The organism is Pseudomonas sp. Hz4 (assembly GCF_054898165.1).
Map to the genome: position 1 here is coordinate 766,193 of NZ_CM142719.1, position 22,544 is coordinate 788,736.

Genomic DNA, 22,544 nt, shown 5'->3' on the forward strand with positions numbered 1-22,544 from the left:
GTCATTTCCAAAGACCGAGGATGGCGTCCGCACAGGCGCCCTCATTTCTGCGGTATCCCCGATCCCCCCGACACCCTGTAAACTGCGCCTCTTTACCCGACGCACAGGGAGCTCAAATGTCCGGTTCGATCCTATATATCCACGGTTTCAACAGCGCGCCGGCCTCCACAAAGGCCTGTCAGTTGATGAATGTGATGGAGCGTCTGGGCTTGAGCGATCAGTTGCGCGTTCCGGCCTTGCATCACCATCCGCGCGAGGCCATCGGTCAGCTAAACAAGGCGATTGAGGAGCTGGGTCGGCCACTGCTGGTCGGCAGCTCACTCGGCGGCTACTATGCGACTCACTTGGCCGAGCACCATGACCTCAAGGCCTTGTTGATCAACCCTGCCGTCAGCCCGCACCGGATGTTCGACGGGTATCTGGGGACGCAGAAAAACCTGTATACCGATGAGGCCTGGGAATTGACCCACGACCACGTGACGGCCCTGGCCGAGCTGGAAGTGCCGGCGCCCCAGGACCCGCAGCGGTATCAGGTGTGGTTGCAGACCGGCGACGAAACGCTGGACTATCGCCTCGCCCAGCAGTACTACCGGGCCTGTGCCTTGCGCATCCAGGCCGGCGGTGACCATAGTTTCCAGGGTTTTGCCGCGCAACTTCCGGCAATGCTGAGTTTTGCCGGCATCGGCGCAGATTTGTATCAGGTGATCGATTTCACTGCACTGTGAGTCGTCGCCTCTTTTTCACAGAACACTTTTAATAGAAGACGGACGACGAGACCCCATGGCCACTCCCAGCGCTAGCTCTTATAACGCAGACGCCATCGAAGTCCTCTCGGGCCTCGACCCGGTGCGCAAACGCCCCGGCATGTACACCGACACCAGTCGGCCGAACCACCTCGCCCAGGAAGTCATCGACAACAGCGTCGACGAAGCCTTGGCCGGGCATGCGACTTCGGTGCAGGTCATCCTGCACGCCGATCACTCCCTGGAAGTCAGCGATGACGGCCGCGGCATGCCGGTGGATATCCACGCCGAAGAAGGCGTGTCGGGTGTCGAGCTGATCCTCACCAAGCTCCACGCGGGCGGCAAGTTTTCCAACAAGAACTACCAGTTCTCCGGCGGTCTGCACGGGGTGGGTATTTCCGTGGTCAACGCCTTGTCGAACGAAGTCCGGGTGCGCGTCAAGCGTGACGGCAACGAATACCAGATGACCTTCGCCAATGGTTACAAGAAAACCGAGCTGGAGGTCATTGGCACCGTCGGCAAGCGCAACACCGGTACCAGCGTGTTCTTCGCGCCGGACCCGAAGTACTTCGATTCGCCGAAATTCTCCATCAGCCGCCTCAAGCACGTGCTCAAGGCCAAAGCCGTTCTGTGCCCCGGGCTGCTGGTCAGTTTTGAAGACAAGGCCACCGGCGAGAAAGTCGAATGGCATTACGAAGACGGCCTGCGTTCCTACCTGGTCGACGCGGTCAACGGATTCGAACGCCTGCCGGACGAGCCGTTCTGCGGTAGCCTGGCCGGGAATAAAGAAGCGGTCGATTGGGCGCTGTTGTGGTTGCCGGAAGGTGGCGACAGCGTGCAGGAAAGCTACGTCAACCTGATCCCGACGGCGCAGGGCGGTACCCACGTCAACGGTCTGCGTCAGGGCTTGCTCGACGCGATGCGCGAGTTCTGCGAATTCCGCAGTTTGCTGCCACGCGGTGTGAAGCTGGCGCCGGAAGACGTCTGGGAACGCATCGCGTTCGTCCTTTCGATGAAGATGCAAGAGCCGCAATTCTCCGGCCAGACCAAAGAGCGTCTGTCGTCCCGTGAAGCGGCCGCGTTCGTTTCCGGTGTGGTCAAGGACGCGTTCAGCCTGTGGCTCAACGCCCACCCTGAAACCGGCATGCTGCTGGCGGAACTGGCGATCAATAACGCTGGCCGTCGATTGAAGGCGAGCAAAAAGGTCGAGCGCAAACGCATTACTGCAGGGCCGGCGCTGCCGGGCAAACTTGCCGACTGCGCCGGGCAGGATCCGATGCGTTCCGAATTGTTCCTGGTGGAAGGTGATTCCGCTGGTGGTTCGGCCAAGCAGGCGCGGGATAAAGAATTTCAGGCAATCCTGCCATTGCGCGGCAAGATTCTGAACACCTGGGAAGTCGACGGCAGCGAAGTGCTGGCCAGTCAGGAAGTGCACAACATCGCCGTGGCCATCGGTGTCGATCCGGGCTCGGCGGACATCGCCCAGCTGCGTTACGGCAAGATCTGCATCCTCGCCGACGCCGACTCCGACGGTCTGCACATCGCCACCTTGCTGTGCGCGTTGTTCGTCCAGCATTTCCGCCCGTTGGTGGATGCCGGTCACGTCTACGTTGCCATGCCGCCGCTGTACCGCATCGACCTGGGCAAAGAGATTTACTACGCCCTGGACGAAGCCGAACGCGATGGCATTCTCGATCGTCTGGTGGCCGAGAAGAAACGCGGCAAGCCGCAGGTCACACGATTCAAAGGTCTGGGTGAAATGAACCCGCCGCAGCTGCGCGAAACCACCATGGACCCGAACACTCGGCGCCTGGTGCAGCTGACGCTTGAAGATTACGACGCTACAGCAGAAATGATGGACATGCTGCTGGCGAAGAAACGCGCGGGTGATCGCAAATCCTGGCTGGAATCCAAAGGCAACCTGGCCGAGGTTCTTGGCTGATGCGGGTTGGCTTTGCCCTGGCGTGTGCGTTACTGCTGACCTCGGTGACGGCGTTTGCCGAACCGGTGCCGGAACTGCGCTTGTTGTCCGAGCATCCCGTTGACGGTATGCGCGGCGGCAACCTGTCGGGACTGGCCCAGTGTGGCAAGGATATGTGGACGGTGTCCGATCGCGATGATGACCGGATTTACCGCCTCGATACCCGCGATACCGTCTGGCAGGCTGAAACCGTGGGCATCGGCGTACCTGCGGTGCCTGACAGCGATTTGCCCTGGGGGCTGCGTTCTCGGACCTGGGTGGCGTCATTTGTCCGGGGCGGGGATCTGGATTTTGAAGGCATCGCCTGCGACAGCGCGGGTAATCGCTACATCGTCAGTGAATCCCATGCGGCGGTTCTGCAAGTGCCGCCTATTGGGCCGACGTCTTGGCTAAAGATCTCGCCGATGCTGGTCCGCGAAGCACGGGCCAGTGGCATGCTGTTGCACTTCAATGCGCTGTTCGAGGGCCTGGCGATCAATCCTGCGGGTGATCAGTTGTGGTTCGCCGCCGAGCGTCAAAGTCGTGGATTGCTGCTGATCAAGCGCAAACAGACGGTCTGGGATTGCGATGGGGGTTGCGTGTTGGTGAGCGAAGCGGGGAAAGAAATGCAGCCGGCGCAGTTTCCACGAGCCAAAGCGGTATCTCGGGACTTTGCCGATCTATCGCTGTTCGACGGCAAGCTGTACACCCTTGAACGCAACGCTTACCAGATCTGCCGCCGTGATTCGGTGACGGCCAAGGTCGAGCGCTGCTGGTCGTTTGCCGATGAAGCCTTGCAGGCGCATCGCCGTTATTCAGATCCCTACGGCCTGACCGAAGCGTTGGTTATCGACGCAGAGGGAGCGTGGATCGGCACCGACAACAACAACGATGCCCGCGCCGATGGCGAGAAACGCCCGATCGTCTGGCGCTTTGCCGCGCCAGAAGGTGGCTGGAGTGCCAAACCATGAGTCAACAGCCACCGGGCAAACGCGCCGGTCGAGTATTGATGGTGCTGGCCTGGTGCGCGGCGCTGTTTCTGGCCACACGGTTTTTCGGTCAGTGGGAACAGCGCCAGCAGAATCCGAACGCGGTTGTCAGTTCGCAACAGGGCGAAGGTTTTATCGAAGTGAAACTGGCCAGTAACAGCCAGGGACATTTTGTCGCCAGCGGCCAGATCAACGGCCAGCCGGTGGATTTCATGCTCGATACCGGGGCGACTGATGTGGCAATCCCGGGTGGTATGGCCGGACGGCTGAAACTGGAAAAAGGCTTCGGGGTGACCCTGAGCACGGCCAGCGGTCGTACCGAGGGCTATCGAACCCGTATCGACAGGCTGCAACTGGGCGACATTGTGTTGCGTGATGTTCGAGCCCTCGTTGTGCCGGGCCTGGATGGCAATCAAGTGCTGCTCGGTATGAGCGCGCTGAACAAACTTGAATTTACCCAGCGCGGTGGCACCATGCTGCTGCGCCAGACAACGAACTGATGAGGCCCGCATGAGCGACTCCCTTGATCTCAGCCTGGACGGTGTAGAACGCCGGTCACTGGCTGACTTCACCGAAAATGCCTACCTCAACTACTCCATGTACGTGATCATGGACCGTGCCTTGCCGCATATCGGCGATGGCCTGAAACCGGTACAGCGACGCATCATCTATGCGATGAGCGAGTTGGGGCTGGACGCCGATTCCAAGCACAAGAAGTCGGCGCGTACCGTCGGTGACGTGCTCGGTAAGTTCCACCCGCACGGCGATTCGGCCTGCTACGAAGCCATGGTCCTGATGGCCCAGCCGTTCAGTTACCGCTACACACTGGTCGACGGCCAGGGAAACTGGGGTGCGCCGGATGATCCCAAGTCCTTCGCCGCCATGCGTTACACCGAGGCGCGGCTGTCGCGTTATTCCGAAGTGTTGCTCAGCGAACTGGGCCAGGGCACCGCGGACTGGGGCCCGAACTTCGACGGCACCCTCGACGAGCCGCTGGTGTTGCCGGCGCGGCTGCCGAACATCCTGCTCAACGGCACCACTGGCATCGCCGTGGGCATGGCCACCGACGTACCACCGCACAACCTGCGCGAAGTCGCGACAGCGTGCGTGCGTTTGCTCGATGAGCCCAAAGCCACGGTCGAACAGCTCTGCGAACACATTCAGGGCCCGGATTACCCGACCGAAGCGGAAATCATCACGCCCCGCGCCGACCTGCTGAAAATGTACGAAACCGGCAAGGGTTCGGTGCGTATGCGCGCCGTGTACCACATTGAAGACGGCGACATCATCGTTACCGCGCTGCCGCATCAGGTGTCGGGCGCCAAGGTGCTGGAACAGATCGCGGCCATGATGCAGGCCAAGCCGTCCAAGGCCCCGCAGATCGCTGACCTGCGAGACGAATCCGACCACGAAAACCCGTGCCGGATCGTGATTATTCCGGGCGCACGCAAAAACTTTGACCACGATGCGCTGATGCAGCACCTGTTCGCCAGCACCGAGCTGGAGTCGAGTTACCGGGTCAACATCAACATCATCGGTCTGGACGGCAAGCCGCAGTTGAAAAACCTGCGTGCGTTGCTGGTGGAATGGCTGGAGTTCCGCGTCAACACCGTGCGCCGCCGCCTGCAATTCCGCCTCGACAAGGTCGAGCGTCGCCTGCACCTGTTGGACGGTTTGTTGATCGCCTACCTCAACCTGGATGAAGTGATTCACATCATCCGTACCGAGGAACACCCGAAAGCGGCGCTGATCGCGCGTTTCGCCCTGAGCGAAATCCAGGCCGATTACATTCTTGACACCCGTTTGCGTCAGTTGGCGCGCCTCGAAGAAATGAAGCTGCGTGCCGAGCAGGATGAACTGCTCAAGGAACAGGCCAAGCTGCAAGCCTTGCTGGGTAGTGAAGCCAAGCTGAAAAAACTGGTACGCACCGAACTGATCAAGGACGCTGAAACCTACGGCGATGACCGTCGCTCGCCAATCGTCGAGCGCACCGAATCCAAGGCCCTGACCGAGCACGATCTGCTGCCGAACGAGAAAGTGACCGTCGTCCTGTCGGAAAAAGGCTGGGTTCGTTCTGCAAAAGGGCACGAAATCGACGCCACCGGGCTTTCCTACAAGGCCGGGGATGGTTTCAAGGCCTTGGCGCCCGGTCGCTCCAACCAGTTCGCCGTGTTTATCGACTCCACCGGTCGCAGCTATTCGGTGGCCGCACACACGCTGCCATCGGCCCGTGGCCAGGGCGAGCCGTTGACCGGCCGTCTGACGCCGCCACCCGGGGCGAGCTTCGAATGCGTGCTGATGCCGGAAGACGATTCGCTGTATGTGATCGCGTCCGACGCCGGTTACGGGTTCGTGGTCAAGGGTGAAGACCTGCAGGCCAAGAACAAAGCGGGCAAGGCGCTGTTGAGCCTGCCGAACAACGCCAAGGTGATTCTGCCGCGTCCGGTGGCCGATCGTGAGCAGAACTGGCTGGCCTCGGTGACCACCGAAGGTCGCCTGCTGATCTTCAAGATCAGCGATCTGCCACAATTAGGTAAGGGCAAAGGCAACAAGATCATCGGAATCTCCGGTGAGCGTGTAGCCAGTCGCGAAGAATATGTCACGGACATCGCCGTGTTGCCGGATGGCGCCACCTTGGTGCTACAGGCCGGAAAACGTACCTTGTCGCTGAAAGCAGACGACCTCGAACACTACAAAGGTGAGCGAGGACGTCGTGGTAACAAACTGCCACGTGGCTTTCAGAGAGTAGATGCGCTGCTCGTCGAAAACCTCAATTAAGCGTCCTAGAGCGCTCGATCTACGATTTAACGCGTAGATCGACGCTTTGGCGCTGGAGTCGGAACGCATATTCACGGATGATATGGCCTTTCAAGCGCCGGCGTGGCCGAGCGTTCTTCATATTTATTGAGTATTTTCACTGTGGTTAGCCTTGTGGCAACTACCTGGATGGGACGATGACTGCTCTGCGCCTTCCTTTTATTTTGATGATCGCTGGCGTTCTTGGTCTGGCGGGTTGCAGCGTTCACCAACCGGTGTCGCTGTATCAGCTGGACAGCGGAAGTCCGGCTGAGCCTGCGCAAAGCGCGGGCATGGCTGTATTGCTGGGTCCGGTAACGGTAGCTGATTACCTGCAACGCGAAACGTTGTTGCAGCGACAGCCGGATGGCAGCCTGCAAGCTTCGACTGATGGTCGTTGGGCGGGTAGCCTGTCGTCCGATATCGATCAGCTGTTGCTGCGTCAGGTAGCGGGTCATCTCGACAGCCGGCGCGTGGTGCTGGCGCCTGCGACAGTGGGCTTCACGCCGGATGTTCAGGTTCTTCTGACGATTACTCGTCTGGATTCGGGTGAGGCGCAACCGGCGATCCTTGACGCGCAATGGCGTCTGATCGACCGTCGGGGCCAGGTTCGCGATAACCGCATTATTCACCTGCAAGAGCAGCATGCCGGTGGCACGGCGGCTCAGGTTCAGGCTCAGGGTGTGTTGCTGCAGCGTCTGGCCGAGCAACTGTCGACGGCGCTTAAACCACTGGCCAATCAGCCACCGATTGCCGAAGCGCCGAAAAAGCCGGCTGCCAAGCCGGCGGCACCCGCGGCGGAAGCGGAAAAGCAACCGAAGATCCCGATGGCTTCGCCGATCCGGACCGATATGGAAGTGTTCAGGTTCTAAGCCTGGATTGATCCATAACAAAGCCCGCCTAGTGCGGGCTTTGTTGTTTCTGCCGTTCGGTGATGATCGTTCCCACGCTCTGCGTGGGAATGCAGCCCGTGACGCTCTGCGTCACATCGGTGCCAGGCGTTGGGTTGGGGTGAGGCTTGGAACGCGGAGCGTCCCTGGAGGCATTCCCACGCAGAGCGTGGGAACGATCAGCCCGCAGACGATCACTCATCTGCGGGCTTCTTTACAACGAGGCGACTACGCCCGGCGCTCATGCATCCGCGACAGTTGTCGCTCGAGCATCGACGGATAAGGCTCCATCAGCCGTTCTACACAGCACGCACCCTCAGGGCTTGCGATCGGGCGGATCCGCGCGCGCTGGCGGATCAGCGCGTCGTCACCGATCTTGCGCTCCACCAGCAGCAGGTTGCGGCTGTGTTGCGACAGGGCCAGCGCATCCTGAGCGGCTTCGGTCAGCAGTAGATCGATCTGGCTCAGACCGAACAGCTCGTCACCCAGCGTCAAACCGAGCTGCAATTGCAGGGTGATGCCGCTGTCGGCGACTTCGATCTGCAGTTGATGGCCCAGAGCTCGCAACAACTCACCGCAGCAGATGGCGTTGGTCAGGTAGTCGTCGCCGCTGTCTTCGGTGTGGAACAGCATCAGCGTGCTGCCATCGTTCAGGGTGTGCAGTTCGCTCTGGTAGAGCGAGGCGGCCTGATCGAGACAGTCGCGATAGCGTTTGAGCAATTCTTCCAGGCGAGTCCGGGGCAGACGACGCAGCTGATCCTGAGCGCCCAGTTGCACGGCCAGGACGGCGCTGTGCTGTGGCACGTTCGAGATCACCGGTTTTGCTGCCGGTTTCGGCGCGACGTCGGCCGATTCATCACGCAAATCGGCAAATGCATCATCATCGTCATCGTCTTCAACGGTGCTGACAATCTGCCGTGGCGCGGGTTTGAGGCCGGCCACAGGCTTGGTTTCGTCAAAACTCGGGTCACGCAGATTGCGCACCTCGAAGGTTGGCTCGTTATCGTCTGCGTCTTCGTAGTCGCTTTCGTCGTACTCAGGCTCGGGAGCAGGTTCCGGCTCGGCCGGCTCTGGCGCGAAGTTGGCGTGCAGCTGGCGAGCCAGGTCACCGATCTCATCCTGACGCTCGGTGGCCGGGGTGTATTCGTCGATATTGCGCAGCCACACCCGCAATTGCAGCAGCGGTGTGGAGATGTGCCTACCCAGACGCAGACTCAGTGCCAGGGACAGCGCCAGCAGAATCGCGCTCAAAATACCCATACTTTGCAGGCTAATAGTCATCGGCTGCTGGAACTGATCCATGTCCAGGCTGATGCGCAGTTGCCCGGCGGTCACGTCCTGGAACGTGATCTTGCTCTGGTACATGCCTTCGGCTTCGCCCAGCAGGCTGTGCTTGGGGCGCTGACCGGCTTCGGCGAGGATGCGGTTATCCACGCTGTAGATGGCGGCGTGGGCCACCAGCTTGTTTTTGGTCAGGTTGTTGAGCAGCACGTTGAGGCTGAGGATGTCGTTGGACACCAACAGCTCCGTGGCGGACGTGGCAGTCTGGGTGGTCAGGCTTTCGCCCAGGGCATCCGCCTGCTCGTGCATGGCCTGCTTGAACTGCAAACCCATCACACAGGCATAGATCACCAGGGCCAGAGCGACCAGGATCACGTTATGGCTGGCGATGCGTAATGCAATCGGTACACGGCGGTGGCGCAGTGCACGGAAGATCAGCAGAAAGAAGTTATCGGTTTTTACTGGCGTGGGCCGGTTCACTTGAGCTCGGCTCTTTTGTCCGTGAAGTTGACGCGCAGTATAGCGACAGGCCCTAGACCGTCAAAGCGCTCACGGTGCCCGATGGTCACTGAAAGTGGGTAGAATGCGGTTTTTTTCCACCTGCGGGGGTGCGCCTTGCGCGAAATCGTCCTGATAAACATCACGGGAGTCGACCGTCCGGGTCTGACTGCGGCCATTACCGGCGTTCTGGCCCAGGGTGGTGTGAGCATTCTCGACATTGGTCAGGCGGTGATCCACGACACCTTGTCGTTCGGCATCCTGGTTGAAATTCCTGACACCGAGCAAGGCAAGTCGGTGCTCAAGGACATCCTGTTCACGGCTTACAAGCTCGATCAGCAGGTGCGTTTCACGCCCGTGTCCGAAGAGGATTACCAGCAGTGGGTCGGCAATCAGGGCAAGAAACGCCACATCGTGACCCTGTTGACCCGCAAAGTGACCGCCGGGCAATTGCAGGCCGTGAGTTCGATCACCGCCAAATATGGCCTTAACATCGACCACATCGATCGTCTGTCCGGGCGTATGCCGCTGGACACCCCGGCCGATCAGGGCAAGGGCTGCATCGAGTTTTCCGTGCGTGGCGAAGCGGCTGATCCGCAAGCGTTGCGGGCCGAATTCCTCAGCGTCGCTCAAGAACTGAACGTCGACATCGCCTTCCAGGAAGATTCGCTGTTCCGCCGCAACCGTCGTCTGGCGGTGTTCGACATGGACTCGACGCTGATCGAAGCCGAGGTCATCGACGAACTGGCCAAGGCTGCCGGCGTGGGCGATCAGGTTTCTGCGATCACCGAACGGGCGATGGCCGGCGAATTGGACTTCCGCGCCAGCTTCAAGGAGCGCCTGGCCTTGCTCAAAGGGCTGGACGTCAGCGTGCTGGATTCGATCGGCGCCTCCCTGCGCCTCACCGAAGGCGCCGAAACCCTGTTCGCCGAACTCAAACGCCTGGGCTACAAGACGGCGATTCTGTCGGGCGGCTTCACCTACTTCGCCAAGCAACTGCAGGCCAAGCTGGGTATCGACTATGTGTTCGCCAACGAACTGGAAGTGGTCGACGGCAAGGTCACCGGGGTGGCGGTCGAGCCGATTGTTGATGCGCAGCGCAAGGCCGATCTGCTGAAAGAATTGGCGCACAAGGAAGGTTTGCGTCTGGAACAGACCATCGCCGTTGGCGACGGCGCCAACGATTTGCCGATGCTGGCGATTGCCGGGTTGGGCGTGGCGTTCCGTGCCAAACCGCTGGTGAAGCAGTCGGCGAAGCAGGCGATTTCCACCCTTGGGCTGGATGGCGTGCTGTATTTGCTGGGATTCCGGGACCGCGACGGGCAGCTCTGAGTTTTGTATTGACTGACAGGGCCTTTGTGGCGAGGGGGTAAACCCCCTCGCCACAGGGATCTGCTACTCCCTCAAAGCGACTTCCACAACGAATCAAAATTTTCCTCAGCGCCGCTCACCGCGGCGTTGTCGTGTTTGGCTGTCTCCAGTGGACGGTAGGCGAACTGATTGAAACTATTGGTGCTCGCCACCCGCCGATCCAGCCCGACCCTGCGTTCTTCGCCGTTGGTATTGATCATGACCTTGTTGCCCTCCTGAAAGGGCAGGCGCGGCGCGAGCAAAGTGGCCGGCAGGTCGATGGCGCTGATTTGCGGCAGCAACAGACCGCGCAGGTATTGGCTGTGGTCATCACGGGTGCGCACCAGTTGCAGGCCGCAAGGCTCGGCGAAGGGCGCAACCTGCTCAATGCCCATCTGCGTGCCACCGCCACGCACCTGGCGGATCCAGCGCACCACCGCGATGCTCCAGCCCTGACCGGCAGCGTCCTCGATGCCGACCATCTCACCCGCCTGTAACTCGGCAGGCACCGCGCCGGGCCAGGACAGGCAGTAACCGCCAGGGCTGTGATTGACCACCGACAAGACGTGGGTCGGGAAGTGCTGATTGCGGTCGGATGCCTCGTGGCTGTCGTCGTTCAGCAACTGCGGGTATTCGATCTCTTCGTAAGGCAGCAGAGCGTCCGCAGTGCCTTGGGGGGCGGCGTCGAATGCCTGGTGCCATGGGTCCTTTTCCCTGCCTGTCACAGATGTCGCCGAAAATTGTGCAGGCCGGGCACCAGGGTTTTTCAGAATGTCGCTAAACGACCGTTGCCCGCCCAGATAAAAGTGCAGCGCGCTCATTCCCACGCACAAGGTCAACGTGCCTTGGCCGATGGTGCGCTGGAAGCTGCGTTCGGCGGCCTGGCCCCAGGCGGCATGAAGATGTTGCAACGTATCCAGGCTTAACTCTGGCGGCACGGGCAGGGGCGATGAACTGTCGGTTTTTTGCAAGTGCCCTTCGATGGCCGCAACCAGAGGCTGTGGATCGATCCCCAGCAAACTCTCCTGCTGCTCGGCCCGGAACTTGGTGCGGTAACGCGGCCCGGTGTCGAGGTCTGGCGCGACGGCAAACAGTCCGGTGGAGGATTTACCAGGTTGCAGCTTGATCCATTGGCTCCAGGGCTCCAGCACCTCGGCCACTCGGGCAATCTGGTTCTGGCGCAGTTGATTGCAGCGCGAGGCGCCCAGCAGCAAGGCAACCACGTAAGTCTGTTCGATGCTCAGGTTTTGCGTCTGGCTGGCCAGCTCATCGCGCAGGCTCAGATGCTGGAGTCGGTGTGCGCAGGCGATCCGGTAGAGCTGATGCAGCTCCAGCCACAGGCCTTCCGGCACCGGGCAATAGAGTTTGGTCGAGCGAATCAGCGGCCCGTTCAGGCAGTGAATTGCCCGTTGCAGCGCCTGAGTCAGCAGCGGCGCCCGGTCCTTGCTGAATGTCGGTGTGATGCGCACGACGATCTGTTTATAACCAATGGCCAAGTGACTTTGCAGCGCCTGGCAGAGGTTGGCGATCTTGCGCGAACGCTCGTCGAGGACAATCGACTGATGCAGGAAATGCCGCTCAAGGTGTTTGCAGACGTAATACACCTCGGGGCGCAACAGTTCGAGCAATTGCAGGCGATTTTCGCTTGGCGTGAGCAGTTGGTTGAGTTCGCTCAAGCCTTGGTACAGCTGGCGAGCGGTCTCGCCGATATTGGCCTTGGGCAGATTGGCGATCCAGCGCTTGAGGTCGCGCGGGGTGGCTTCACAGATCGACAGGCGCACCTGCATCGGGATGGGCGCGCGTAGCAGCAGGTGGGGGCTGGTCTCATTCATGCCGTGGAAAACTCCAACCAGTAGATGGGCAGTGAATGATCCGACTGTAGCAGTTATAACTAAGGGAGGGGTGTGGTCTGCCCCCTCGAACCCGGTCGAGGGGGCAAATCAGAAAATCAGGCTTTTGGCAGGCCCATGCCCTGGCCCATCTGCACCGGCGAACCGGCCGCCAGTTCTTCAGCCCACTTCACTTGGTCAGGCCCGAACAACACGACAGCGGTCGAACCCAGTTTGAATCGACCCAGCTCTGCACCTTTCTCCAAATGGATTGGCGCACGGGCAGCTTCGTCGTAGCGGAATGTTTTCAGCTCGCGTTTTGGCGGCGTGACCAGCCCGGCCCAAACGGTTTCGATCGACGCCACGATCATTGCACCCACCAGCACCACGGCCATCGGTCCGCGTTCGGTGTCGAAAATGCACGCCACACGCTCGTTGCGGGCGAACAGTTCCGGGACGTTTTCGGCGGTGGTCTGGTTGACCGAGAAGATCCGGCCCGGAATGTAGACCATCTCGCGCAGGGTGCCGGCCAGCGGCATGTGCACGCGGTGGTAGTCCTTCGGCGACAGGTAAATGGTGGCGAAATCACCGCCCATGAACGGCGCTGCGTTGGCGGCGTCGCCGCCCAGCAATTCCAGCACACTGAAGCTGTGGCCCTTGGCCTGGAACACGCGACCGTGTTCGATCGGGCCGAGTTGGCTGACCGCGCCGTCGGCCGGGCTGAGGATCGCGCCTGGCGTCTCGTCCAGCGGGCGGGCGCCGTCCTTCAAGGCGCGAGTGAAGAACGCATTGAAGTGCTCGTAGGCGGTCAGGTCTTCGACCAGCGCCTGCGACATGTCCACCTGATAACGCTTGGCGAACCAGGCGGTGAAGGCATTCTTGAACCAGCGCACGCGGCATTCGGCAATGCAGCCGGCCAGTCGCGAGAGCAAGTGATGGGGCAGCAGGTATTGGCTGAGGATAAACAAACGCTTATTCATTAACTGTCCTTAAAAACCTTAATTCTCTACGGGCGTATCGGGATGGTTGCCCCATTCGCCCCAGGAGCCAGCGTAGCCTTTGACCCGCGGATAACCGAGGGATTTAGCCACCAGATAGGTGAAGCCAGAACGATGGTGAGTCTGGCAGTGGGTAATCACTTCTTTGTCTTTGCTGATCCCGAGTTTTTCCAGGATCTGCGGCATGTCGGTGCGGATGCGCAGGTGGCGCGACTGATCCATGCCCGCGGTCCATTCGAAATTCACCGCGCCGGGAATGTGCCCGGCCTTGGCCGCCAGGACTTTCTCGCCGGAGTACTCCAGCGGCCCGCGTGCGTCCCAGATCGCCAGGTCGGCGGCACCGAGTCGGCTTTGCAGGTATTCGCGGGTGGCAGTGGGTTCGTCGTGCAGGGTCAATGCAACCGGGCCGCCGACCGGAGCCGGGATCTGGATCGACATGGGCGAGCCTTCTGCCAGCCAGGCATGCAGGCCGCCATCGACATAGTGGTAGTGGCTGTGGCCGATGACATCCAGAAGCCAGATAAAGCGACCGGCCCAGCCACCGCCCTCGTCGTCATAGACCACGTAGACCGCGTCCTTGTTGTGGCCCAGTTCGCCAAACAACGCTTCGAGTGCCGCTTGCGGCGGCATCAGTCCCGGCGCAGGCGCCTGACCGAGTTGCGTGCGTTTCGGATCGACAAAACGCGCACCGGGGATATGCCCTTCGGCATAGCGGGCGCTGCTGGTCAGGTCCACCAGAATCAGTTCGCGGGCGTCGAGACGGGCGAGCAAGTCGCTCGGCTCGATGACCAGCGCCAAGCCAGAGAAGTCAGACATGTGAGGTCTCCAGAGCACAAAGGGGAGGATTGTAGCGCAGCGTCATTTGCCGCGCAGGCTAAAGCTGTGCAGTGCCTTTTCGATGCACTGCGCGGTTTTGCCGAAGGCTTGCACGGTGATTTCCGAGAACGGCCCGCCGCCCTGATCCGCCACAACAATCATGATGACCCGGCCGTTATTGACCAGTGAGCGTAGCAGCAGGTGTTCGCCACCGAACTGTGAGCGCAGGCTGGCCGGCAACAGCGCCGAAAATTGCGCATTGTTGTCCGGTGTCAGTCGCACTTGGGCCTGTTGCGAGAGCAGGCGTTGCAGCACAGTGCTGTGGCTCACCCCGAAATTCAGGCCGGCCGCTTCTTTTGGCAACCCGGCCGTTTGGTGCACCCGCAGATTGGCGTGAGTGCGGTCGGCCATCAGGATCATCACCCGACGCATGCCGCACGCAACCAAAGCGTCCCGGGCAGAGGTGGTCAAGTGAATGGCATTGGTGAAGCGGCTGGGATCGACCAGCAACTCGGCACATTGTCTGCGCCACTTCGCCAGGTCTTCGGCGGTCGGCGCCGGGGCCGGCAGCAAACCGGCGTGGATGCGGTTTACGCCCCATGGCCAGATCAGTGACACGGCCGGGTGCCAAAGGTCTGGCATAGCGTGATGGCGGGCGCTGTTGGCGGCCTGTTGGTGCAACTGCTGCTGCACTTCGTCCATCGGCATTTGCAGGTACAGGCTGGTCAGGTACTGCCAGCGTTCACTGTGAGGGCTGTCCCAGGCGTGTTGTGCCGACAGCGCCAGTCCGTTGGCCAGCAGCACCGTATTGGCCGGTTGATTGAGCCAGCGGCGCAGGGTCGGATCGTCATCGAGGCGGTTCTGCTGGCGCAATGGGTGATCGCTGTCGCGAGCGATGCGCAGCACTTTCACCAGCTCACGCTGCTCGTTGAGCAACAGCCGATAACCCTGCTGCACCCAAATCGGCAGGCGCCAGATGTCCACGAGCGCCAGACAGATTTCCAGCAGGCGTGCGCCGAACAATTGCTTCTCGACTTTGCCCGCCGATTCACCTTTATGGATGACCCGCAGCTCCCACTCTTCGAGCAGCTGCGGATGGGTCAACGCCATCGGCCACAGCGGCGAGAGAAACAGCAGGCTGCCCCAGTGAATGTCCTGCCACAGTCGGGCCAGGCGACTGGCGAAAAAACCGTTGGCCTGTTGAGTCGCGTGCTGGCTGATCAGTTGCAACTGACGCAGGGCAACCGGGATGTCCGACTGAGATTCGGCGGGCAGGCGGGCGAGCAGTTCTTCGGTGCGCTTCAAACCGAGGCGATTGATCGCCACCTCAAGGTTTTCCGCGGGCTCGGTCATGCTGCCATGGGTGTGGCGATTGGCTTCGCGAATCACACTCAGCGCCAGCGCCGGGCTGTCCTGCATCAGTTCGGCGATATCGCGCAGGGAGCTGCGACTGTTGGCGATGGCCTTGCAAACACAGTCATGACTGGCTTGCGGAACGGGCAGGCGCACGCCATCGAGAAGCTTGACCCAGCCTTCGAGAGTGGTCGGTTTTGGAATTGGATTCGTTTCGTTAGCCATGGTTGGAGGCGATCATCGTCTGCATTACCTATGCCCGGAGCGGGCCAAATTGGCTTTTCGCCTGAACTGGCTATAGTCTGGCGCAGTTTTGCCGATAAGTAGAAGAAGAGATTTTTTAACTTCCGAATATGACCTTGAACCCGACTCAGTAAGTGCTCTCCTACCTATGGCTAAAATAATCGGCATCATCGTCGTATTCGCGAGCGTGCTCGGCGGATACGTGCTCTCCCATGGCAAAATTGCCGCCCTGATTCAGCCCTTCGAGGTGTTGATTATTGGTGGTGCGGCCCTCGGTGCATTCCTGCAGGCCAACCCCGGTTACATGACCATGCACGTGCTCAAGAAGTCCTTGGGCATGTTCAGCTCGCGCTTCAACCACACGTTCTATCTGGAAGTGCTGGGCCTGATCTACGAGATCCTCAACAAGAGCCGGCGCGAAGGCATGATGGCCATCGAAGGCGACATCGAAGATGCCTCCGCGAGCCCGATCTTCGCCAAGTACCCGGCCGTGCTCAAAGATGAACGCATGACCGCGTTCATCTGCGATTACCTGCGCATTATGTCCTCCGGCAACATGGCTCCCCATGAGCTTGAAGGCCTGTTCGACATGGAACTTTACAGCCTCAAGGAAGACCTCGAGCATCCGTCCCACGCGGTGAACGGCATTGCCGACGCCATGCCAGGTTTCGGTATTGTCGCGGCGGTACTCGGTATCGTGGTGACCATGGCCTCCCTCGGCGAAGGCGACCAGAAATCCATCGGTTTACACGTGGGTGCAGCCCTGGTCGGTACCTTCTTCGGTATTCTCGCGGCGTACGGCTTCTTCGGCCCATTGGCCACTTCCCTGGGCCACGATGCCAAGGAAGAACTTAACGTCTACGAAGCCATCAAGGCCTCGCTGGTCGCTTCCGCTTCCGGCATGCCGCCGTCGCTGGCTGTAGAGTTCGGCCGCAAGGTTCTGTACCCGGCGCACCGTCCTAGCTTTGCTGAGCTGGAACAAGCGGTTCGCGGTCGCTAAGCCATGGAAAATAACCAGCCGATAATCATCAAGCGCGTCAAGCGCATCGCCGGCGGGCATCACGGGGGCGCCTGGAAAATCGCCTTCGCGGACTTCGCGACGGCGATGATGGCGTTCTTCCTGGTGCTGTGGCTGCTGTCCACCGCAACACCCGAACAGAAAATCGCCATCGCCGGTTACTTCAAGGACCCGGTCGGCTTCTCGGAAAGCGGCACGCCGTACATCATCGACCTGGGCGGCTCGCCGACCCTGGCGCCGGAGAACACCCTCAACCCCGAGGTGAAATCTCAGCCGCAGCCAGACAAGGTGACTATCGACACCGAGCAGGTTGAAGGCATGGCCGAGCAGGTCGAGAAGGAACGTCTCGAGCTGTTGCTGCAAGAACTGCAGAACAAAGTCGAAGAGAACCCGCAACTCAAGAAATTCAAAGACCAGATCCTGTTCGAGATCACGCCGGACGGCTTGCGCATCCAGATCGTGGACGCCGAAAACCGTCCGATGTTCGACTCTGGCAGTGCTCGTCTGAAACCGTATTTCGAAGACATTCTGCTGGCCATGGCTGACACCATTAAAGCGGTGCCGAACAAGATCAGCATCAGCGGCCACACCGATGCCAAGCCGTACACGGGCACCGGTGACTTTGGTAACTGGGAGCTCTCGGCCAACCGTGCCAACGCTGCACGTCGTGCGCTGATCGCCGGCAGCTATCCGGATGCGCAGGTGGCGCGGGTCGTCGGTTATGCCTCGTCGGCGTTGTTCGATCGCGAGAACCCGTTCAATCCGGTCAATCGCCGTATCGACATCGTGGTGCTGACCAAGAAAGCCCAGCGCGCCATCGAAGGTTCGCAAGGTGCGGAACCGGCTCCAGAGCCGTCGCAAGGGCAGGGTGGCCCGGGCGAAGTGCCCGCCACACCAGCCGACCCGAACGCGTTGCCGGCGGATAAAGAACCGTTGCCGGCGCATGAACTTCGCGAGCGCTTGAACCTCTTCGACAATCCGGCACCGAAGCCGGGTGAGCCACCGAAGCAGTAACCCACAAAAAAGCCGACAGCGATGTCGGCTTTTTTGTATCTACTGTGCGTAGGTGATGGCTGTAGGAACGATCTGAAATTTCGCGCTGGGGTTTTCCGTCGTGCAAGCATTTGCCTATAGTTCCGCCGTTGTCGCCAACGTGGTGACCGATCTTAGCCGGTCGAAACAAAGATGAAACCTCTCGAAATTATCCGGAGTTTTGACCCATGGCTAAGTACCACCCGCTCCAAGGTAACTTCAGCGTCGACCCGACGTTGTACATCGACACCGAAGCCCGCGCTTCCGATCTTCTTGAAACCGCCGTTCACCGAATCAAGGCCGCACGCAATCTGCTCAACAGCGTCACTTGTCTGTGCGTGAAGGATGCCGAAGGTCATGATCTGGAGCATTTCGCCAATGCTGCGCACATATTGATACAGGATGGCTGTGACGCCTTGGATGCGCTGGGCTGGAGGCTGGAAAAAGCAGTACGCTGAAGATTGGAAAGCCGCGATCATCGCGGCTTTTGTGCCCCTCCCTGGAAGAAAGCAGTTCCCGAGGTGATCACCGGAAATATTCAGCGAACGGGGCATACACGCTGGATCTGCTTAAATCGTTCTGGCAGCGTGGACGCCGGAAAAAATAGGGGGCGCCATTTCAGCCCGAGGAATCTGCGGTCTGGCGGGGTCGCTGGCTGACTCCGACGAGCAGCATGGTCTGCGTCTTTGCATGCCTTGCAAGTGCTACAAAGAATCTATACTGTCCCGTGAGTTTTCCGGCACGACATGATGTCTACCGCTTGAGCTACCCATTTCATGTGATGCCATTCTAGGGAGGAGGGATCTATGACCACAGTTCAGAACCTTTACTCCGCCTTAGACAAACAGGGCATTTCGAAAAGAAAGCTCGCTCTTCTGCTGCCTGACTGGTGGACAGATGAGGTAGAAGCGTCACCGTCAGGTGTGCAACAGGCCAAGGTTTATTTGGCCAAAGCATTAAGTCTACGTATGCGTCCTTTCAGCGAGACGCCCCCCCGGATTGTATTCGACTTACCGGCGGATAAGCGGTTCAAAAAGTCTGCTAAAACTTCTGAAGCAGATGTGAATCTTGCGGTTGCCTTGGCTCGTAGCGCCTCACGCCTCGCGCTTTCTGCACTCGACACTCAATTCGTTCCACCTCCACCGGACGCACTGGCAATTCGCGGGCACTTGCTTTCGTCGGGGGCTCCTTGGGTGGGGTTGTCTGCGTTGCTCGACTATTGTTGGAGCATTGGCATCCCAGTCATTCATCTGGCTACGCCTCTGCTCGGCCGAAAAATGGATGGCATCGCCATGGCGATCAATGGCCGGCCATCGATCGTCCTTTCTAACAATCGAAAAAGCGGTTTCTTGCTTTTCCATTTGGCACATGAGCTTGGGCATATTGCCTTGGGTCATGTCGGTGCAAATGGAACGATTGTCGATGATGAAATCAAGGAAGGTGACGCGCTAGACAAAGATGCCGACGAACTTGCCGCAGACCAGTTTGCGATTCAGTTATTGACCGGTAATGCTCATGGCGATTTAAAGCTTCAGCAGCTGATCAAAGCGCCTGTGCTGGCGCGAATGGCAATGCAGTATGGGAAAGATCATCAAATCGATCCTACGCATATCGTTTTGAATTGCGCCCATAACAACAAAAGCATTTTTGCACTGTGTGTTTCTGCCGCAAATTTCATCGCTGGAGAATGCACAGATCAGTCGTTGGTTTCAGACTTTGTTTTTCGGCAGTTGCAAGGAAACCTTAAGCACGACAGCGAGCATTTACTGCGGAAACTTATCGCATAAATGATTCTCCTCACCGACAACGACATATTGGTAAAACTTGCTCAATGTGACTTAATTGATGAGGCTTTGGCAGTTTTTCAGTGCGGTCTTGGGGAATGCTACGTTCTAGATAGTGCCAAGCACTCTCTCTACTTAAATGATGTGGAAAAGTGCGTATCCAGGCGCGTCGGCAGCTACCAATCCTATGATCGTCTTTGCAACCTCGTCCAGTCATGCCGCGTGCTTGGTGCGGCCGATGAAGATTTGGATTTCATGGACGAATTGCTTCAAATCGACAGCATCGACGATGGCGAGCTTTTGCTGTTGATGCATGCTTTCTCTCTCTTTCAGAATCAACAGCCCTACTTATTTACCACGGGTGACAAACGCGCACTCGTCGGTATTTTGATGTCGCAGTCAGATAGAGCAAAGCAGATACTTTTCCAGCGGGTGGAATGTGTCGAGTCAATCATTCTGAAAGCAATTCGAATATACGGTTTCACGCATATCAGCACGAAGCTCATACAAGCTCAGGCTGTTGTTGCTGCAGAAAAATATGACAAGGTTCTAAGAATTGCTTTCGGTGCCGGACGTGATGAACTTCACTCTAATACCTGTCTTTCTCAATACCTCGCACCCGTCGGTCAATTCATCAAGCCCTAATTTATATGGGGGCTCGGCAGTCCTCCAGTTCCCTGTTAAATGCTCAGAAGGGCTGTTCGCTTCACGCAATTAATCAGGTAGGAAATAGTGCCCGCTGAGCTTGCGTCAAACCCTCAAGGTTACAAAAGGGTGGATGTCGACCGCTTGATCAAGATCATTCAAGAAGCCTTCAGCCTCAATTAATCCATTTTTTTCGCACGGTATCACTAACGCTGATAGCGTGCATAAATCCTGTTATTTTGGCCGAGAAGGCTCTGTAACGCCAATTTTTGGACGTAAGATGTGTTGGCTGAGCGGCTATTGCTCAACAGCATCATATGCAGTGCGTCAGCAGCTCAGCGCATGCAAGACCTCGCAGTCCTGAATGCTGAAGACCAGAAAAGCCGCGATCATCGCGGCTTTTTTGCATCTGTCAGAAACCGCGCCGGATGCGGTTCTTGAGTTGGTCGTGGAACAGGTCTGCATTTCCTTTGTAGGTGCCGCGAACCGACTCACTGATCGATTCCAGTCCTATCGAGCGTTTGGTTAGCACCTCCTCACGATAAGCATCTATGAAAAAATTGATGTCCGTATCGCCGCTCAGTTTCGGCCATTTGTCGAGGTACAACGGTAAAGCGCTGGGGCCAACCTGGTACGAGCAGATGCGGCGATTGCTGATGGTCGCTTCTCCGATTTCGAACGGCACCCACCAGGATTGTGCGGTGTTCTCCGAAATCACTGCGAGCAAGTGCGTGCACGCGGTGATGTTGCGGGTGATGACTCCGGTGATGTCGTCAGTGGTCTGTGATTCCGGGTCCAGCACGTCGAAGTAGGTCTTGATGTTGGCCTGAATCAGACGGGTGTTGATGGCGATGGCGTGGGGCCGATCGCTATGGCGGTAGCTGATGAATACGGGCATCAGAAATGTCCTTTGATGGCTAGTTCGCGGTAATAGGCGCCGAGCGCCGTGAGGCGGCAACCGGTGGAGTTGATGGCGGCGTAGTACATGTGCTCGGCGTCCACCGGTTCGATCAGGCTGTGGCGGTTGCACTTTTGCAGTTGGGAGAAGACTTCGCCGTGCTCTGGGTCGAACGTGGCTTCGGTAGGTTCGAAGCTGGGGTCGAGCGCGAACATTGATTCGGCTTCGGCGAACCAGTCGGGCAGTTTGCGCAGAATCTCTTTGGGGATCAGCGGCGAGACTTCTCGCAATGAAATGAACTGCGACACATTGGTCTTGAACACCGGGCGCTGTTCCCACGCGTCTAGAGCGTTGTCGACGAATGAGTAGAGGCTGCCGGGCGTGATTTTCCCCAGGATGTTCGCGGCGCCGCCGTGCAGTGCTTGCAGCAACAGCCCTGTGAAGACGCCGTGGTTGGCGCCTTCCATCGCCGGCTCTTCCTTTTTGCACGCGGTGAGGATGGTCATGCCTTCGCACACCATGCTGCTTTCGCTGCGTAGCGCCCGCACTTCGCCCGCCGAGCCCGCCTGGCAGCAGTCGAGAATAATCACCTTGTTTTTGATCTTCACGGCTTTGGTCGCCCAATTCAGGATGTCGCTGATGCGAATTCCATCCTTGGCGGATTTGTAGTCCTGAGGGATCAGCATGCCTTCGTCCGTCTCGACATCGAAGTTGCCGTGACCGGCGAAGTACAGCAGAGCAACGCTGCAATCGCCTGAAAACAAATCCTGGATATGCCCTTCGAGCTTTTCACGGCTCAGATAATCTTCGGCGGAGGTCAGGACCAGGTTCTTGAAATTCGGATCGCCATTGGCGTCGGTTTTCAGCACCGAAGCCATGGCCATCGCGTCGTTGTTGCAACCACTCAATTGCGAAACATGGCTGTAGTTATTAATGCCGATGAACAATCCCTTGCGCATGGTTCAACCCGCCGCGTGAGTGCGAATGGCACTGATGATGCTGTTGGTGTTCCACGCACACTCCGCGTGCGCCGCCTGGCGTACCACCGTGGAAATCCGCTCCGCACCAAACGGCTTGACCGCAATAATCACCTTGTTCATGCGTTTGGCGATCTCGATTTCCTTGTTGATCCACTTGCTGTAGGTCGAATACATCCCCGCCATGATCAGCACTGCCGAGCAGGGCCGGATCTTGTTTTCGATGGCGGCTTCAAGTTGTTTGTCGGTCTGCGCGCCGATGATCGGGTTGTCCGTCGGCACTGAAAAATTTTTGAATGTGAAGCCGGGTTTGGCGTTGAGCAGCCGCACGAGGTTGTCGTGAGCGTGGGGGTAACTCCACGAGTGGCTGATGAACAAATGATAGGTTTGCATGGATGTCCCTCGGTATCGCCGAAGTGCGAAGAGGGCTCGAATGTATGCACT

Annotated in this window: 20 protein-coding genes; 12 read left to right on the forward strand and 8 right to left on the reverse strand. The window is 58.9% G+C overall.

What is annotated here, in order from left to right:
* Positions 1 to 116: 116 nt before the first annotated feature.
* The 6 genes from ACYZTR_RS03430 to ACYZTR_RS03455 all read left to right on the forward strand — a co-directional run bounded on the left by ACYZTR_RS03430 (position 117) and on the right by ACYZTR_RS03455 (position 7,360).
* The gene (locus ACYZTR_RS03430; RefSeq protein ID WP_461976461.1) at positions 117 to 725 is read left to right on the forward strand and encodes a YqiA/YcfP family alpha/beta fold hydrolase; all 609 of its coding nucleotides are present in this window, start codon (positions 117 to 119) and stop codon (positions 723 to 725) included.
* 55 nt (positions 726 to 780) lie between these two features.
* The gene (gene parE / locus ACYZTR_RS03435) at positions 781 to 2,685 is read left to right on the forward strand and encodes a DNA topoisomerase IV subunit B (protein WP_449646193.1); all 1,905 of its coding nucleotides are present in this window, start codon (positions 781 to 783) and stop codon (positions 2,683 to 2,685) included.
* Positions 2,685 to 3,674: an esterase-like activity of phytase family protein gene (locus ACYZTR_RS03440; RefSeq protein WP_461976463.1), complete on the forward strand. Its 990-nt coding sequence runs from the start codon at positions 2,685 to 2,687 to the stop codon at positions 3,672 to 3,674. The genes parE and ACYZTR_RS03440 overlap by 1 nt, the downstream gene beginning before the upstream one ends.
* Positions 3,671 to 4,192, forward strand: a complete 522-nt coding sequence (locus ACYZTR_RS03445) for a retropepsin-like aspartic protease family protein (protein ID WP_461976465.1) — start codon at positions 3,671 to 3,673, stop codon at positions 4,190 to 4,192. The genes ACYZTR_RS03440 and ACYZTR_RS03445 overlap by 4 nt, the downstream gene beginning before the upstream one ends.
* A gap of 10 nt (positions 4,193 to 4,202) precedes the next feature.
* Positions 4,203 to 6,470, forward strand: a complete 2,268-nt coding sequence (gene parC / locus ACYZTR_RS03450) for a DNA topoisomerase IV subunit A (protein WP_449646190.1) — start codon at positions 4,203 to 4,205, stop codon at positions 6,468 to 6,470.
* Positions 6,471 to 6,646: 176 nt separating this feature from the next.
* Positions 6,647 to 7,360 carry a PqiC family protein gene (locus tag ACYZTR_RS03455; RefSeq protein ID WP_461976468.1) on the forward strand — a complete coding sequence of 238 codons (714 nt, stop codon included), beginning with the start codon at positions 6,647 to 6,649 and terminating at the stop codon, positions 7,358 to 7,360.
* A gap of 246 nt (positions 7,361 to 7,606) precedes the next feature.
* Here ACYZTR_RS03455 and ACYZTR_RS03460 read toward each other — a convergent pair whose 3' ends face one another.
* Positions 7,607 to 9,139 (reverse strand): AhpA/YtjB family protein, encoded by a 1,533-nt coding sequence (locus ACYZTR_RS03460; RefSeq protein WP_461968135.1) that lies wholly within the window; start codon positions 9,137 to 9,139, stop codon positions 7,607 to 7,609.
* A gap of 135 nt (positions 9,140 to 9,274) precedes the next feature.
* Here ACYZTR_RS03460 and serB point away from each other — a divergent pair, with 135 nt between their 5' ends.
* Positions 9,275 to 10,489 carry a phosphoserine phosphatase SerB gene (gene serB, locus ACYZTR_RS03465; protein WP_201183819.1) on the forward strand — a complete coding sequence of 405 codons (1,215 nt, stop codon included), beginning with the start codon at positions 9,275 to 9,277 and terminating at the stop codon, positions 10,487 to 10,489.
* A 71-nt stretch (positions 10,490 to 10,560) separates the two neighbouring features.
* Here the strand turns inward: serB and ACYZTR_RS03470 are convergent, their stop codons facing one another.
* The 4 genes from ACYZTR_RS03470 to ACYZTR_RS03485 form a co-directional block, all read right to left on the reverse strand.
* Entirely contained in the window at positions 10,561 to 12,339 is a 1,779-nt protein-coding gene (locus ACYZTR_RS03470; protein ID WP_461976470.1) for a molecular chaperone, read from the reverse strand.
* Positions 12,340 to 12,455: 116 nt separating this feature from the next.
* Positions 12,456 to 13,316, reverse strand: a complete 861-nt coding sequence (asd, locus tag ACYZTR_RS03475) for an archaetidylserine decarboxylase (RefSeq protein ID WP_027922000.1) — start codon at positions 13,314 to 13,316, stop codon at positions 12,456 to 12,458.
* A gap of 18 nt (positions 13,317 to 13,334) precedes the next feature.
* Positions 13,335 to 14,150: a rhodanese-like domain-containing protein gene (locus ACYZTR_RS03480; RefSeq protein WP_461976473.1), complete on the reverse strand. Its 816-nt coding sequence runs from the start codon at positions 14,148 to 14,150 to the stop codon at positions 13,335 to 13,337.
* Between the two features lie 42 nt (positions 14,151 to 14,192).
* The gene (locus ACYZTR_RS03485) at positions 14,193 to 15,728 is read right to left on the reverse strand and encodes an HDOD domain-containing protein (protein WP_461976475.1); all 1,536 of its coding nucleotides are present in this window, start codon (positions 15,726 to 15,728) and stop codon (positions 14,193 to 14,195) included.
* A gap of 166 nt (positions 15,729 to 15,894) precedes the next feature.
* Here ACYZTR_RS03485 and motA point away from each other — a divergent pair, with 166 nt between their 5' ends.
* The 5 genes from motA (at position 15,895) to ACYZTR_RS03510 (ending at position 20,225) form a co-directional block, all read left to right on the forward strand.
* On the forward strand, positions 15,895 to 16,746 hold the full coding sequence (gene motA, locus ACYZTR_RS03490) for a flagellar motor stator protein MotA (RefSeq protein WP_461976477.1): 852 nt from the start codon (positions 15,895 to 15,897) through the stop codon (positions 16,744 to 16,746).
* Between the two features lie 3 nt (positions 16,747 to 16,749).
* On the forward strand, positions 16,750 to 17,778 hold the full coding sequence (gene motB / locus ACYZTR_RS03495) for a flagellar motor protein MotB (protein WP_461976479.1): 1,029 nt from the start codon (positions 16,750 to 16,752) through the stop codon (positions 17,776 to 17,778).
* 206 nt (positions 17,779 to 17,984) lie between these two features.
* Positions 17,985 to 18,254 carry a hypothetical protein gene (locus tag ACYZTR_RS03500; RefSeq protein ID WP_461976481.1) on the forward strand — a complete coding sequence of 90 codons (270 nt, stop codon included), beginning with the start codon at positions 17,985 to 17,987 and terminating at the stop codon, positions 18,252 to 18,254.
* Between the two features lie 348 nt (positions 18,255 to 18,602).
* The gene (locus tag ACYZTR_RS03505) at positions 18,603 to 19,583 is read left to right on the forward strand and encodes an ImmA/IrrE family metallo-endopeptidase (protein ID WP_461976483.1); all 981 of its coding nucleotides are present in this window, start codon (positions 18,603 to 18,605) and stop codon (positions 19,581 to 19,583) included.
* Positions 19,584 to 20,225 carry a P-loop NTPase family protein gene (locus tag ACYZTR_RS03510; RefSeq protein WP_461976485.1) on the forward strand — a complete coding sequence of 214 codons (642 nt, stop codon included), beginning with the start codon at positions 19,584 to 19,586 and terminating at the stop codon, positions 20,223 to 20,225. It abuts the gene before it with no gap.
* Between the two features lie 412 nt (positions 20,226 to 20,637).
* Here ACYZTR_RS03510 and ACYZTR_RS03515 read toward each other — a convergent pair whose 3' ends face one another.
* Genes ACYZTR_RS03515 through ACYZTR_RS03525 form a run of 3 tightly spaced genes read right to left on the reverse strand, consistent with a single transcriptional unit; the run spans position 20,638 to position 22,493 of the window.
* On the reverse strand, positions 20,638 to 21,123 hold the full coding sequence (locus ACYZTR_RS03515; RefSeq protein ID WP_309675176.1) for a toll/interleukin-1 receptor domain-containing protein: 486 nt from the start codon (positions 21,121 to 21,123) through the stop codon (positions 20,638 to 20,640).
* Complete coding sequence (locus ACYZTR_RS03520) at positions 21,123 to 22,082, reverse strand: caspase family protein (RefSeq protein WP_449646176.1); 960 nt, start codon at positions 22,080 to 22,082, stop codon at positions 21,123 to 21,125. Before ACYZTR_RS03520 ends, ACYZTR_RS03515 begins: the two co-directional genes overlap by 1 nt.
* A gap of 3 nt (positions 22,083 to 22,085) precedes the next feature.
* Positions 22,086 to 22,493 carry a TIR domain-containing protein gene (locus ACYZTR_RS03525; RefSeq protein WP_461976488.1) on the reverse strand — a complete coding sequence of 136 codons (408 nt, stop codon included), beginning with the start codon at positions 22,491 to 22,493 and terminating at the stop codon, positions 22,086 to 22,088.
* Positions 22,494 to 22,544: the final 51 nt, after the last annotated feature.